Raw genomic sequence first — 15948 nt, 5'->3', positions numbered from 1 at the left:
GAGTTAACGTTTTAAAAGCACGAAGGATGAAACATTATACGCTCTCAGACCAAGAATTAATTGCTCAATACCTTAATGGTAGTGAAGCTGCCTTTGAACAATTATTGAATAAGTATAAGAATAAGCTCTTTACTAGCATCTTATTGATCGTAAAAGATGAGTACGTAGCTGAAGACTTATTGCAAGATACATTCATTAAGGCAATAAAAATGATTCGAGCTGGAAAATATAATGAGGAAGGTAAGTTTATGCCATGGATATCTCGTATTGCTCATAATATGGCAATCGATTATTTCCGTAAGCAGAAGCGTTATCCTACCATCATCATGGAAGATGGAAGCAGTGTTTTTGATACTTTAGATTTTTCTGAAAATTCTATCGAGGATCAAAGAATCGTATTAGAAACACAAACTAACGTTAGAAATCTTGTAGATCGTTTACCTGATACGCAGAGAGAAGTTCTTGTAATGCGTCATTATATGGAAATGAGTTTTCAAGAAATTGCTGATTCTACAGATGTAAGTATTAATACTGCGTTAGGTAGAATGCGTTATGCGCTCATCAACCTTCGTAAAATGATGGAGCAACAAAGCGAAAATTCCAATAATGCAATTAGACAAAAAACATCTAAACAAAGAGTGTTCTAATAAAGTTCTTAGCTGGCTTTACAGAGACACTGCTTACACTACTTTAAGTGAAGAGGATAAAGAACTAATACTTGATGATAGTAGTTGTGAGGCGTTTTTGATTAATGGTGTCAAGGTAAAAGCAGCACTAAACCGAATTAATGAAAAACCTAGTCAGAGGACTATAAAAAATATTATGGACTTTGCGAAAAAAGCAATAGACCAAGAAGATTCTTCGAACTGATAAACTAAATGGCTCTTAAGGAAAGGTTACCGACTTGGTAACCTTTCTTTTTTTATTGACTTGATGAAATATCTAAAGAGATCCATAAACTTTTGAGATAAAAAAAAGATTGTCAATCCTATAATAAGGGACAATCTCTTTTAAATTTTATTCCAATTCAATTTATTATTAGATGATATTATATTTAATACCCATACTAATCATATAGTTGTTTGACATTGCTGAAACATTAGAATCATTACTTAGATCGTTTAATGAAACACCATAAGTTGTTCCTAATGATAAAGCTGTTTTAGGAGAAACTTGATAACTCACTTCTGCTCCTAATTGACCTGAGATATTCACAGACTGATCGATGATACTGTCTGATACATTGTCTGTACTACTTTGATCAACAATCATATTTGTCACTAAAGCCGTATGAACTGCTAACCTTAGTTTTTTCTTCTCTATAGCATAACCTACTTTTACAGGAACTGATACGACCTTTTGGTTAAGTTCTCCAAGTTCAGTCAAACCTGTCTTGTAAGTATAGTCAGCGTATTTTACTCCTGCTTCTACAAAAAAGCCGTTTTCTAATTGCATTCCTGCACTCACACCAAAAGTAGGTGAAGTTGTTTTTTCAGAAACTACTCGACCATTCATTTTGATATTAGGATTAAGACGGGACATTCCTACTTCAGCTGTAGCATAATATCTTTTCTTACGTTTTATTTTTGTAGCAGGTACAGCCTTACCTCTTTTGATGATTCCTAATTCAGAGATATGTTCTTCTACCCCTTCCTCTAGTTCTACTTCTTTCTCAGGTTCAATGTATGAAAGTTGAATCATTTCTGGTGAATGTTCTTCTTCCTCCATATCTAAGAACATCATTGGAGGTGGCATGTTTACAGCAACTTTTTTTATTCTTGGTAAGATATGCTTGTCCAATACACTAACGCTATTGATTGCATCGGCTTCATATAATGAAGGTGATATCATTGAAGCTGTATTTACATTTTTTCCATCAAACCCTTCTCCTAATGATAAAGAATGGGGAGCTTCATATTTGACTAAGAAACTCGTGAGTAATCCTACGGTAATTAAAGCAGCAATTGACCTTAGAAAGGTAAAATGATTTTTCTTTTTGTTAATCTGATCCACTTCGTTTTCAATGTCATCCCATAATCCTTCTGGAGGTGACATTTGTTCATCTTGAAAAGCATCTTTCCAGAAGTTTTCAAAATCTCCTCTGTTATCCTCTTTCCATTGCATAATAATTTCTTTCTAATTCTGATTCTTCAATCATTTCCTTTAAAAGCTTTCGTGCTCTTGAAAACTGAGACTTTGAGGTTCCTTCGGTAACACCTGTCATCTCTGCGATTTCTTTGTGCTTATAACCTTCTATGGCATATAAATTAAAGATTACACGACAACCATCAGGAAGTTTTTGTAACAATGATAATAATTCTTGGAAGCTATAATCTGATAATGCGACTGCTTCCTCTTTTAGGTCATACATATCATTTACATCCATCATTGGATATAAATAAAGTTTTGAGCGCTGATAGTTGATAGCAGTATTGACTACTATTCTTCGCATCCAGTGTTTTAAAGAAGATTCATTTCTAAACGAATCGATCTTCTTGAATATTTTTACAAAAGATTCTTGCAAAATATCTCTAGCATCTTCCTCGGTTCTTGAATATCGGCATGCAACTGCCATAAGTACTCCGCTGTACTGTTCGTATAATTTACGTTGCATTTTTTTATCACCGACTTTACAACCTTGGATTAATTCTTCATCTCTTAACATGATGGATTAAGTTAAGTTTATACGACCCTAAACAAGGGTTAAAAAATCAATACTACAGCTACTACATGATGCAAGACGTTTCTTATTTAATTTGACACTATCAAGTAGTTTAACTGTTTCACCTTAAGTCAATTGTGTCGTAAGCATTCTTTAAATGCTCACTATTATAGACACATAAAATGTAAAAATTGAATAGAGGTTTATGAAACTGAAGGTATGGAAATATTATTATATACTGATTATTAGGTAGTTATATTTTAAATTATTTCACATCTCTTCTTAATTGATTGTAAAAAATTACTTAATCTATCTTAAAAACGATTGATTTTGTTAATAAAATTCAATTAGAATTTTCCGATAAATCCAAAGTGGATCTTTGCTAATTGAGTAGAGAAAGGAATCTCATTTGTCCTTCCTAATGCATAGGCTATTGAGAAATCTCCTGAGGCTGTTGAAATGTTTACACCGGCACCAACTCCCATCGGAAAATCCCATATGTCTTCTATTCCACTCACTCCAATATCAGTGAATACAAAAAGAAAAGATTGATCTCCCATATTTATTCTTGGCTCAAAAGTGAGGTAAGTATATCGATCTACAAATAATTCTCCTTCATTAAATCCTCTTAATGACCTAAACCCACCCAATCTAAATAACTCATTTTTAAATAAGTGATCTCCCAGCATCTGAGCTCCTTCTAATTTTAAATACCCTTCCAACCACTTTGTGATACCAAAGTAATACTCCAATTCAAGGTACCATTGAAGTAATGATGAGTTTTCAGGAATTCCTTCGTAAACATCAGAAGATAAGGCAGGGTTAAAAATAATATTTCTTTGTCCCCCCGTAAACATCAACTTATACCTCCAACCTCTTCTTGGTGAAATAGGGTTATCTAAGTTTTGCCATTCATATCCTAAAGAATAAAGTACAGACTGAGTATCGTTTAATGTATCCACATCATTTTCATTCAATTCTCTTAGAATACGATTCGATTCCCAAGATGCCCCCAGGAGCAAACTCGCTCTAGTGGATACTCTTTTTTTGACCTGTATAGTGTTATTTACTTTTAAGAAAGTAGAGTCTTGTTGTTGTATATTGATATCATAAGCAAAGTCAACCGTTGATCTAAACAACCTTGGATACTCAAACTTTGCATTAAACCACTGAGAATCGTTATCTGGTTTTCTCCAATCAATATAAAAGCGCTTACCTGTTCCGAAAGGATTCCATAGGTCTAAAAGTATTTGACCTGTAATCAATAATTCTCCTTCATCTTGACCGTTAGGAGCCATCCCCAACATGCCATCAGCTCTGCTTGCTTTTCTTTTTTCTAAGGGAATCTCTACCATTGCTTTCCCATATTCAAAAACTACATCTGGTTTCTTTTTGAGTTTTAAATAAGGTGTTTCTTCTAGAATTACAGTGGCCTTGTCTACATTTCTCTGTCTAAAAGTTTCCCCTTTTTTCAATCCTAAATATGCTTCAAAAAATTTTTTCTGTACACCTAGAGGAGCATTTCTCTTGACAATCAAAGTATCCAAAATCACAGCATCGCCAAGGTTTACTTTCAATAATCCATTTAAAGTTTTTCCTTCAAATCTTATTGAATCTATACTTACTGCTGTAAATGGATAGCCTTGGTTTTCATAATAAGTAACTACTTGATCTTTGGCTTCGTTTAAATCTTTCAATCGTACCCACTTCTCTACAGCATTTCCTCTCCAATACCTTCCTTTTAATATTTGAGGATTGACGGATTTAACATCAACTTTAATTTCCTCTGATTTGGGACCTAAAAATACCTGATTGATATAATCTGTATTATCGCAATAAGATGTATCAATCGATGCTAAAAAGTAACCTTCGTCTCTCCATAAATAAAGAAGGTTTTCACTAAAACCTTTACACTCTTCTATCGAAAAAAAAGTGATATTTTCTTGATAATAAGGTTTGTCTTTTTGATCATCTACAAATTCAAAACGAACTGTATATGCCCCGTCTTGGGCAAATAAAACAGACTTAAAAAGCAAAAGTAGAGTACTCAAAAAGAATACTCTACTTTGGCAAAATGGTATTATATGTTTAAAAATTTTATTCAACCACTATTGATTTTGCTCCATGATATGAGCGATACTCTCCATTGTACATTGCGTCAGCACTTACTGGACCTACCTTGAAAGTACCTTTACTAACTGCTCTTACAACATAATAATATGTTCTCGATTTTGTTGTAGCAGTAACAAAGAAATTCACACGGTCGTCTCTGAAATCAACATGCTGTGGTGTAGAGGCTTTATCTCTAGTCCATTTTACACCAGGAACTGCCCCTAGTCTTGGATTTTCGATTTCAAAACCTGCCGGTAACATGTCTGTAACCACTACATTTTCGATCTTTTTTCCATCTGAATGTAATGATATTCCTACGATGATCAATTCATTTTGCTTAAACTGATCAGAAGTAATTACTTGCCCTTCACGATTGTAATAGATTCTTCTTACTTTCAACCCTTTGTCTTCTTCAGGATATTTTCCAGAAGCATTCAGTCCTTCCAACTCTGCAAAATAATACAATTCTCCATTTCCAGAAGTCGCAATGTTTAATTGCTTACCTAATACCTCCTTAGTTAGAGTTAAGTCTTCATTATCAAAACTTGCTAGTTTTTTACCGTCTGCATTGATTGAAGCCTTCACTTCCTGAGAATTTGCTTTCTTGGCCAACTTTCCTAATGCCAACAAGCTAAATGCTCTTTCTTGGGTCGACATCCAACTTTCTGTCTTCATGCTTTCAGTTAAATGTCTAGCAATAGTTCCTATCTGAGCATTTTTAGGATCAGTTCCTAAAAGTGCATTTAATACTAATGCTTGATCTCTAATGTAAGAAGAGAAACTTCCTCCAAACTCTTTTTCAGCTTTGTCTGAATTCAGTTTATTAGGTAAAAGAAGGCGATATGTTTTTTGATCTCCCGCTCTCAAATAAGTAGTGGCAAGGATGTATTTTGAATTTCTAGGAATCAGTTTTTGATTCTGTTTATAGTAATTCATCGTAGCTATATCTGCTCTGCCAGCTTCTGCTAAGATATATAAAGAGTAAAATACTGTTTTACTAGCCGCTTTTTCAATAACTCTAGTACCATTACTGTAATAATAGTAGTTACGTGTACTCTTCTTCTTTACTTTTTTACTCAAATAATCCAGAAGTTTATCTAAAGTCCTTTGATTTACTTGATACCCATTTTTCTGAGCTTCCATTAAGAAATGAGCAGCGTAAGCTGACCCCCAGAAACTTTCATAGCTCCCTCCTTGCCAATACGTCAAAGCACCATTATAAATCTGCATACTCTGAAGCTTTCTTATTGCCTCATTGATATTATAATCAACACTTCCTTCACTTACGCCTTTTGTCATTTTAGATGCCAAGTCTGCTAAGTACAATTGAGGGAAAACTGCAGAAACAGTTTGCTCTACACATCCATAAGGATATCTCACTAAGTAATTCAAGTCTTCTGCAAATTGTAGCATTGGCGATTTACTCAGCCAAAGTTTACCATTTACTGAAGAACTGATATAATCTTTCTTAAGGTCTACGTTTTTATTACTTCCTGCCTTAATAACTCCTGATGCTGTTGATTTCAATAATGAGGTAACAGGTCTTACATTCAAGTTGGTCTTAGTAATAAAATCTTCACCATTGGCATTGGCAACGACTACTACCTTCCCTTCACCGATCTCTTGAGCTGCTGTTAACTTAAATCCAACTCTCTTTTCAGAATTGGCAGGGATTGTCACCGTTTCTAATTGTGATTGATTTACAGTCAGAGCACCTGAGACATCAACTTTAGTTTTAACCTTCAAGTCTTTATTAGTGGTATTGGTCATCATAATACTAGCATCATTCACATCTGAAGGACTCAAGAATCTTGGTAAAGACGCACTCAATACCAGTGGATCTTTCACTTTCATTCTCGCTTCAGCTGACCCAAATGCTTTTTCCTTATTCGCAACTGCCATAATTCTCAGTTCACCAGAAAACTCAGGAATATCTACTTTAAATGTCGCTTTTCCATCTGAATCTGTCTTCAATGTTCCACTCCAGAAAGCTACTAAGTTTACCCTATTGTTCACCATTGGATTTGCTCTAGCACCTAAATTTGCCATATCAGAACCGAAGCTATTGGCTTGTTGCTTAAACTGCATGACCAATGGATAAACATCATACGTATTTACACCTAATGCTCTATTTTGATAGAAGTAGTTATAAGGACTTGGTGTTTTATAATTTTTGATTTGAAGTATTCCTTCATCCACAACAGCAATAGTCATTTCGATATTTTTCTCACCATTTTCTGCTACTACCTCAATCTCTTGCGTTCTATTGGATCTACTTTCTTTAGGTGCATTGATTTTTAAGGCTAATTTTGATTTTGGTGATTCAACTTTTATAGAAGTAAAACCATGTGCAACAGTCAATGGAAGTGCATTATCTTTGGCGCCTTTGATTAAAGTTGCGGTTACAAATACATTAGGAAGGTGTTCTTCTTTAATTGGTAACTCCAATGAAGCAGATTGCTCATCGGTATCCAATTCATAATGTGATAATACATCATCTTGCTCTACTGTAACCAGTAATTTACCTTTAAAAGGAGCCTTGAATAATAACTTCGCTTTATCTCCAACCTGATATTTAGGGTTCTCAGCTTCAATAGTTACTCTACCTTCTTTATCTACTTGGAAAGCTGTACTTGAAGTCATTCCCCATCCATACGCATAATATCTCTTTGAGATGTAAGTCTTCGCTTTTGGAAGTCGTATTCTTACCTCGTATTCACCTGAAGCTTCAGGTAAGAAATCATACGTAGTGTTTTTACCATTTATAGTAATAGATGTTTTCTCCAGTGCAATTTCTTTCTTACGAGAAACATAGCGGTATCTACCATTATAAGTACTTTCCATCACAGATTGCCACTCATAACGTACTAACTCTACCTCAGCTTTTACGCCACTTTTTACTTTTCTATTTTGATCAACCGCTACTAATGGTAATCTCGCTTGTTGTCTAGTTTTGATATACCAATCTTGATCCTTCACTCCCAAGAAATAGTTTTGAGTAGGAATTTCAATTGTGTTTAATCTTCTGACAGGTCTGCCTGATTCATCAAAAACAGTTGTATACAATTTCCCTTCAAGGATACCACTATTTTTATATATTCCATCTATAAGGAACGTCTCAGCGAAAGAACCACCTGCATCTGTTTTAGCTTGACGCAAATGATCATCATATCGTAAAGATATGTTCCCTTTTAAGTTGAAGTTATATTCCGATAACTCTTTTACATAAAGGTTTTTTCTACTTAACGAGAAGTCGATTTCATAACTTCTATCAGATGCCGGCGTTCCAAATAAATTCATTGCAGTAGCATTTATTTCGAATTTACTATCTACTCCCACCTGCTCCTTATCTAATTTTGTAGTGACCTTAATTCTATCCGGCATAAAGTCCTCAACACTAATTCTTTTTGACGAAAGAATTATATCATTAGCGGTGCTTACTTCAATCGTATAATAGCCAGTCACACCACCGTCCATCAATTTTACCGCTGATTCATAAGAACCTTCTTCATTAAGCATCCCTCTTTCAGATTTCAATAAGTTACCATCTGGTAGGTATACTTTTATTTTGATTGGTTGATCTGAAATAGGATTCCAGTCTTTGTCTCTAGTAATTGTTTTGAAATAAATCGTTTCTCCAGGTCTATATAAATTTCGATCTCCATAAATATAGGTCATCAAACCTGTACTATTTAATCGCATACCACCTACATCAAAACGCTCAGTTGCAACCCTTGTTTGGTCATAGTTTAGATAGTTGAAATCATTATCTTTTTCAGCATAGATCATTCTTATGTTGAAACCTTTAGTAGCACTTTCAAGGTCCTTAAACTCTGCTACACCTTGAGCATTGGTATTGACTGAAATTAATTCTTGATTATTTCTACTGACTAAAGTAATTTTTGTATTCGCAATAGGTGAAGCATCTGCAATTGAATTAGCATATACTAATACACTGTTCTTTCCTTGTTTTACTAAAAGACCGATATCAGAAATACTGATCAGTTTTCTAGCAGCTAAATACCTTTTCTTTGAACTACGTATCTCAACGACATAAACCCCATTGAATCTGTTTTCATCTAAAAAGTCCAATGAGAAAGTCTGGAAATTACCACTCGTTGGTAAATCATTAACGGCTACATTCTTTTGAGAGAATACCTCATCGCCTAGTTTATAATATTGTGGCCCGTAATAGTAGTAATCACTTTCCTGATAATTACTATTATCGTCAAAGAAAGCATAAAGATTGTTCTTATAAATCTTATAGATATTGATGTCTACCTCAGGAACACTGATAATATTTAAATCAATCTTCTTGCTACTTTTGTTAGACATATAAATTGATTTCTTATCCGCAAAAGAAATACTTGGCTCTACTTCACCAAAGACAATCTTCTTTTTATATCTTGACCCGAGCTTAGTTCTAAAAACACCTTTCACTTCCGGTGAAATAGATACGGTATAGGATTGACCTGATTTAAAATTACCCACTAACTGTACACCACTTTCTATGGTTTCCACTTCAAAAGCTACTTTTGGCGAAACAGAAATTTTTGATTTCAATTTCTCATTATAGATTCCTTGATTGGCCTTAATTTCAATCACATTCTGAGTCGAAAGAATTTTAGCAACCACAGATGATATTTGGAATTTTTCCTTTTTAGGAATAATCGATTTCAACTTTTGCTCTTTTGAAGCCACTTTGGCTCCCTTTAGCATAATTCCTTTTTGAACAATAATATTCACTGCCACTTCCTTCTCTGGAACTTCACCTTTAATAGCTAATACTAATTGGGTTCCTTTTCCTTTTGAAACTAACTCACTTTTTAAATCTCTATCACCATCTTTGATAATAATTTTTTGAGCTACCTTTTCTCTATCTACCGAATAGTTAAAATTTAAAGTTAGATGAGGTTCCGCTTGATTATTCTTCCCTAAAGCCCACGCAATACTTGCATAATTTACTTTTAAATAAGGCGTATGAAAAGAATAGTTGAGTTGGCTTTTATCTAATACGATTCCTTCTTTTGCAAAAACACTTTCTGATAGTTTTAGTGTATAATCTGTACTTGGGCTAAATCCATTTTCAGGTGAAAAGATCACAGTATTTTTGGCTGTCCATTTAAACTTACCTTTTACTTCTGGTGAAATTGTAAAATACTGTTCATTCAGCCATTCATCATTTTTTGATTCTCTTATTTCTTTACTAAGGGTAACTGAAAGGTTCTGAAATGTTGAAATTTCACCATCAAAATTATTGTAAATAACCTTCGTTTCTTCATCATCTGAAGTGGTTGTGCCACAACCAATTAATAAATTAAAAAATAAAAGCAGTAATAGGCATGCTTGTAGTTTTTGTTTCATTTTTTTACATGGTTTTGAACACCTTTGAATAATCAGTTACAGCTTAATTGAAGTTCAAAGTATGTTCTTATGGAAAGTTGTCTTTGTGAACTTATTAAAGATACAAAAAAAGTCATATCGTAGATATGACTTTAATATATATTACATAAATGTTTTAATATTCCCATAGTAGGGCTTCGTATTCCATTAACTTATAAACCGCTTCTTGTGATTGATAAAGCGATTTTTTATTATTTCCATACATCATAATGATTGAATTATTCTGTGGGTTTTCGAACTTGATCAATCGTCCATCATATAATTCCAATGCAAATGCATCTCCTAAATTTCTATTTTGAGCTGAATTAGCAGCGTTAAACCAAATTGCATCTGGATCTTCTATTAATTTCCCATTTTCATCTCTTTTGTGGAAAACCAATTCATTTAATTCTCTGTAAGAAAAAGATCCTAATTCAATATCAATACCCTTTGGGTTTTCTGAAGCAGGAATAATTAAATTAATCGCTACTAAGTCATTATACATTTTTGATCTTCTCTTATCAAAAACTCTATCTACTTTTAATTCAATAGCCCATAGTCTTTCAGGAGAATATTCTTCACCTGGTTTTTGACCACTATCATTTTTGAAAGTCATACCATCAACATCTCCCCAAGCTTCGTCATCATCATCAATTGTATCTCCTACAGTTTGAGGAATAATCAAACGAGATAAAAACTCTTCTTTCGATAACCTTGTATCTAAAGTGTCACTTGTGAAAGGTACAATCCTGTCATTCTTAACAGCATCAATTATGATTTTCGTTAATTCTTTATTTTTAGAAAAGAATCCATAATTAATCTTAGTCTGTAAATTCACTCTAAACCATAACGACTTTTTCCACATCACCTCATAATTCTGGATATCCATCATAGAGTGAGGGTTTGTCAAAGTATCTGCCATTTGAGCTTTTGACTCATTGCTTACTATGAATAAAAAAGCTGTTAGTATATATATAAATATTCTGTTCTGCATAATGATAGATGGATTATTTCATATTGTAACAGACTTATTAAAAATATCATGCCACATTGATAAAGTGACAAATTTAAAGAGTATTTACTGTTAATGATTAAAATGATGTAAGTCTAGGCTCAAGATTAAAGGAAATTTAGGTTTAATCAGCAGTTTTTTAAATAAATTATCTGTTATAAAAAAAGTGCCTCAAACTTTCGTTCAAGGCACTTAAATATAAATATTTCTATTTTGAATTACATTGCTAACAACTTGTCTTCTAATTTCTTAAGAATACGTTGTTTTGTCTTCAATTTATTCACATAGTTATTACGCTCTTGGTATAAAGCATAATTTTCAGTGTTTTGCTCCGCATTTGGAGATGATAAAATCGAAGAATACTTCGCATTGAATTCAAATAATTCTTGCTCGTCTTTACGGATAGACTCTCTAAGAATATCTAATTTGATTTTTAATTGCTCAAAATCAGATAAGCTGTATAAGTCTGGCTCCTCATTCTTAGCAGTACGCTCCAAGAAGTGACTCTCAAAGATTTCGTTACAAACGATACGGAAACGTAAGTTCATTTCTTTATCCTCTTGAGAAGGCTCCTTACCTAATGATTTCCAACCATTTTGTAATTGCTTAATGTTAGCAATGTTGAATGGTGCACCATCGCTTAGGTACTTTTCTGCTGTTTCTAGTAAATCTTTTTTAGATTCTAGTGGAGCTTTGTTTGACATCCCACCCATATCTCTTGTGCTATATGCTGGTCTATCACCACCTCCGCCATAGTTGTTATCACGTTGTTGGTATCCACCATTGTCACGTTGTTGGTATCCACCACGTTGTTGGTAACCACCATTGTCGCGTTGTTGGTATCCACCACGTTGTTGGTATCCACCGTTATCACGTTGTTGGTAACCACCATTATCGCGTTGTTGGTATCCACCACGTTGTTGATAACCACCATTATCACGTTGTTGGTATCCACCACGTTGTTGATAACCACCATTATCACGTTGTTGGTATCCGCCACCACCGCGTTGCTGGTATCCGCCACCACCGCGTTGTTGGTATCCGCCACCACCGCGTTGCTGGTATCCGCCACCACCGCGTTGCTGGTATCCGCCACCACCGCGTTGCTGGTATCCGCCACCACCGCGTTGCTGGTATCCGCCACCACCGCGTTGCTGGTATCCGCCACCACCGCGTTGCTGGTATCCGCCACCACCGCGTTGCTGGTATCCGCCACCACCGCGTTGCTGGTATCCGCCACCACCGCGTTGCTGGTATCCGCCACCACCGCGTTGCTGGTATCCGCCACCACCGCGTTGCTGGTATCCGCCACCACCGCGTTGCTGGTATCCGCCACCACCGCGTTGCTGGTATCCGCCACCACCGCGTTGCTGGTATCCGCCACCACCGCGTTGCTGGTATCCGCCACCACCGCGTTGCTGGTATCCGCCACCACCGCGTTGCTGGTATCCGCCACCACCGCGTTGCTGGTATCCGCCACCACCGCGTTGCTGGTATCCGCCACCACCGCGTTGCTGGTATCCGCCACCACCGCGTTGCTGGTATCCGCCACCACCGCGTTGCTGGTATCCGCCACCGCCGCGTTGTTGGTATCCGCCACCGCCGCGTTGTTGGTATCCGCCGCCACCGCGTTGTTGGTAACCACCACGATCTTGGTATCCGCCACCACCGATTGAGCTGAAGAATTTAGCAGTTTCACGTTTGAAGTCTTGTACTAAGAAGCCCATTTTCTTCTTAGGTACGTTACCAACTTCTCTCCATTGAGCCTGTAAATCTTTTACTTCTTGAGCGTGATCTTCACCACCACCCATACGGTTGATTCTTCTTACTTTAATCAATAATGCTTCGTATTGATCAATGTATTCTTCATGAAGAGCATTTTGCTTTTCATAGAAATCACTTCTAGCTTGGTAGAAGTCATCCATATATTGGTTGAACTTCGTAGACAGTTCTTCTTCTTCTTCTTTAATAGCAGAACCTGTCTTGATCCAGTTCATTTTGATCTCTTTGAAACGAAGGGAAGCTTCTTTCCAATCAGTGCTATCTTTCCACTGTTCAGCTTCTTTGAGAAGAGCAGTTTTGATTTCTAGGTTTTTAGCTCGGTTGACAGAAATGTACTCGTTGATTTCATCTTCTAATACATTGATGATTTCGTAAAGTTCAGTAAAGTCACCTAATCCGTTGAATGAAGCTAAGTAAGTACGCATGTGGATCAACTTCATTAAGAATGATCCTTTATTTTCTGCTGTATGTACTGCTTCTTTAACTGCTAAAACTTTGTTTGTTACCATAGTGAAACGGTCTACAAAATATTGTAAACTCTCTTCTTCACTTTCTCTTACGACTCCAATTTCTCTGTCTTGGAAATGGTAATATCCTCTTAAAAATACTTTACCATCTTGTACATAGCCGTACTCTGTAATGTTCTTGTGCTCGATAATTTGGGAATCTGACATCGCTATTCGCCTGTTTGGTCTTTTAAATGATAATAAAAGCTGTTGATTAAATTATTAATAAAATAAATTGGTGAAGATAATATCAATTAATACTTAGTCATTAACGTAGTATTAAAATGCATTTGATCAACTTTAAGAATTGAAATGATCAATAGTTTCTGATAGTCTCTTACAAACCGAATTATGATAATTTTTTAAATTAACTGTAATTTTTATCTATACGTTTTTAAATTATTTTATTAGTCAAACTATATATTTACTACGAATGAGATATATACTTAAATAAGTTATAAGAATTGTGCCACTTTATATTATATACATGGTGTTTTTCTCACATTCTCTAATTATTATGCAATTTGCTACCTTTGATTTTGATTTGCAAATTTTACCACGATATACTCACTTTTATTAGTGATTAATTTAAGTATTCTCCTACATTTACGGAAAATATGAGTTTTTAGTTCAATAATTTAAAGATATGAGCAACAATAACGAAACTGTCATCTTCTCAATGGCGGGTGTAACGAAAGTATATCCTCCTAATAAACAGGTCCTTAAAAATATTTATTTATCCTTTTTCTATGGAGCCAAAATTGGTGTCTTAGGTCTAAACGGATCAGGTAAATCTTCTCTTTTAAGAATCATTGCTGGGGTTGATAAAGAGTATCGTGGTGAAGTCGTTTTTTCTCAAGGATATAGCATTGGTTACTTAGAGCAAGAACCACAACTAGATCCTGAAAAAACGGTGAAAGAAGTTGTTCAAGAAGGAGCTAAAGAAACGGTAGATTTACTTCAGGAATTTGAGGAAATCAACTTGAAATTTGCTGAGCCTGAGATTCTTGAAGATCCTGACGCAATGAACAAACTCATTGAGCGTCAAGGAGAAGTACAAGAGAAATTAGATAATCTTGATGCTTGGGAATTAGACAGCAAGTTAGAAAGAGCAATGGACGCTTTACGTTGTCCTCCTGAAGATCAAAAAGTAGGTGTACTTTCTGGTGGTGAGAAACGTAGAGTTGCTTTATGTAGATTATTATTACAAGCCCCTGACGTTCTATTACTTGACGAACCTACCAACCACTTGGATGCGGAGTCAGTATTCTGGTTGGAGCAACATTTACAACAATATAAAGGTACTGTAATTGCCGTAACCCACGACCGTTATTTCTTGGATAATGTGGCAGGGTGGATTCTTGAATTGGACCGTGGTGAAGGTATTCCTTGGAAAGGAAATTATTCTTCTTGGTTAGATCAGAAACAAAAGCGTTTAGCGAAGGAAGAAAAGCAAGAATCAAAACGTCAGAAGACATTAGAGCGTGAGTTGGACTGGATCCGTATGACTCCTAAAGGTAGACATGCCAAACAAAAAGCGCGTTTATCGTCTTACGAAAATCTCTTAAACGAGGAAGCGAAGGAGAAAGAACAACAGTTGGAACTTTACATCCCTGCTGGACCAAGGTTGGGTAGTAAAGTAATCGAAGCAAAAGGTGTTTCTATGGCTTTTGATGATAAAGTGCTTTATGAAGACTTAAACTTTACGTTACCACAAGGTGGCATTGTGGGGATTGTTGGGCCGAACGGTGCTGGTAAAACTACTTTATTCAAATTGATCACGGGTCAACTTCAACCTAATAATGGTACTTTTGAAGTTGGAGATACAGTTCAAATTGGATATGTAGATCAAGAACATGCATTGATGGATCCTAACAAGACAGTTTGGGAAACTATTTCTGAAGGTAATGAAATCATGGAAATTGGTGGCAAGCAAGTCAACTCAAGAGCTTATGTGAGTAAGTTCAACTTTGCAGGAAATGATCAATCGAAAAAAATCAGTGATCTTTCTGGTGGTATGAGAAACAGAGTGCAGTTAGCAATGACCTTAAAAGAAGGTTCTAACTTGTTATTACTTGATGAACCTACCAACGACTTGGATGTTAACACTATGCGTTCGTTAGAGGAAGCATTAGAAAACTTTGCAGGTTGTGCCGTGATTATTTCTCACGACCGCTGGTTCCTTGACCGTTTAGCTACTCACTTATTGGTATTTGAAGGTGATTCAAAAGTACGTTACTTCGAAGGTAACTTCTCAGAGTATGAAGCGAAGAGAAGAGAAGAAGTAGGTGATACAACGCCAAAAAGATTGAAATATAAAAAATTGATGAAATAGTTTTTTTACAAACTTTTCTAAAAGATGCTTCTTTTATCTAATAATGATAATAGAAGCATTTTTTTTAAACAAAAAGAGGTTATTTTTGTAATTCTGATGAGATTCTTTTTTATTGAATTTTTTCAACAAGAATTTTGAAAAATCACTATATCAAATA

General features: G+C 35.3%; 9 protein-coding genes. 3 read left to right on the top strand and 6 right to left on the bottom strand.

Annotation, left to right across the window (positions count from 1 at the left end):
* The first annotated feature begins 26 nt into the window (after nt 1–26).
* Nucleotides 27–647: an RNA polymerase sigma factor gene (locus tag PL77_RS13750; RefSeq protein ID WP_044206226.1), complete on the top strand. Its 621-nt coding sequence runs from the start codon at nt 27–29 to the stop codon at nt 645–647.
* Nucleotides 607–870, top strand: coding sequence for a hypothetical protein (locus PL77_RS13745; RefSeq protein ID WP_044206225.1), 264 nt, complete (start codon nt 607–609; stop codon nt 868–870). Before PL77_RS13750 ends, PL77_RS13745 begins: the two co-directional genes overlap by 41 nt.
* A gap of 168 nt (nt 871–1038) precedes the next feature.
* Here the strand turns inward: PL77_RS13745 and PL77_RS13740 are convergent, their stop codons facing one another.
* From PL77_RS13740 to PL77_RS30560, 6 genes are all read right to left on the bottom strand, one after another.
* The gene (locus tag PL77_RS13740; RefSeq protein WP_044206223.1) at nt 1039–2124 is read right to left on the bottom strand and encodes an outer membrane beta-barrel protein; all 1086 of its coding nucleotides are present in this window, start codon (nt 2122–2124) and stop codon (nt 1039–1041) included.
* Nucleotides 2105–2665 (bottom strand): RNA polymerase sigma factor, encoded by a 561-nt coding sequence (locus PL77_RS13735; RefSeq protein ID WP_044206220.1) that lies wholly within the window; start codon nt 2663–2665, stop codon nt 2105–2107. Before PL77_RS13735 ends, PL77_RS13740 begins: the two co-directional genes overlap by 20 nt.
* A gap of 344 nt (nt 2666–3009) precedes the next feature.
* A complete protein-coding gene (locus tag PL77_RS13730; RefSeq protein ID WP_044206217.1) occupies nt 3010–4713 on the bottom strand; it encodes a BamA/TamA family outer membrane protein in 1704 nt (567 codons plus the stop codon).
* A gap of 46 nt (nt 4714–4759) precedes the next feature.
* A complete protein-coding gene (locus tag PL77_RS13725; protein ID WP_052444396.1) occupies nt 4760–10138 on the bottom strand; it encodes an alpha-2-macroglobulin in 5379 nt (1792 codons plus the stop codon).
* Between the two features lie 154 nt (nt 10139–10292).
* Nucleotides 10293–11150 carry a gliding motility protein GldN gene (gene gldN / locus PL77_RS13720; RefSeq protein WP_082026531.1) on the bottom strand — a complete coding sequence of 286 codons (858 nt, stop codon included), beginning with the start codon at nt 11148–11150 and terminating at the stop codon, nt 10293–10295.
* A gap of 236 nt (nt 11151–11386) precedes the next feature.
* Nucleotides 11387–13624, bottom strand: coding sequence for a DUF349 domain-containing protein (locus PL77_RS30560; RefSeq protein ID WP_052444395.1), 2238 nt, complete (start codon nt 13622–13624; stop codon nt 11387–11389).
* A gap of 478 nt (nt 13625–14102) precedes the next feature.
* Between PL77_RS30560 and ettA the strand changes: the two genes are divergently transcribed.
* Nucleotides 14103–15791, top strand: a complete 1689-nt coding sequence (ettA, locus tag PL77_RS13710; RefSeq protein WP_044206212.1) for an energy-dependent translational throttle protein EttA — start codon at nt 14103–14105, stop codon at nt 15789–15791.
* Nucleotides 15792–15948: the final 157 nt, after the last annotated feature.

Origin of the sequence: Flammeovirga sp. OC4 (assembly GCF_000812565.1) — a bacterium.
Taxonomy (GTDB): domain Bacteria; phylum Bacteroidota; class Bacteroidia; order Cytophagales; family Flammeovirgaceae; genus Flammeovirga.
The sequence above is the reverse complement of the archived record's forward strand: the minus strand, read 5'-3'. Positions and strand labels throughout refer to the sequence as shown.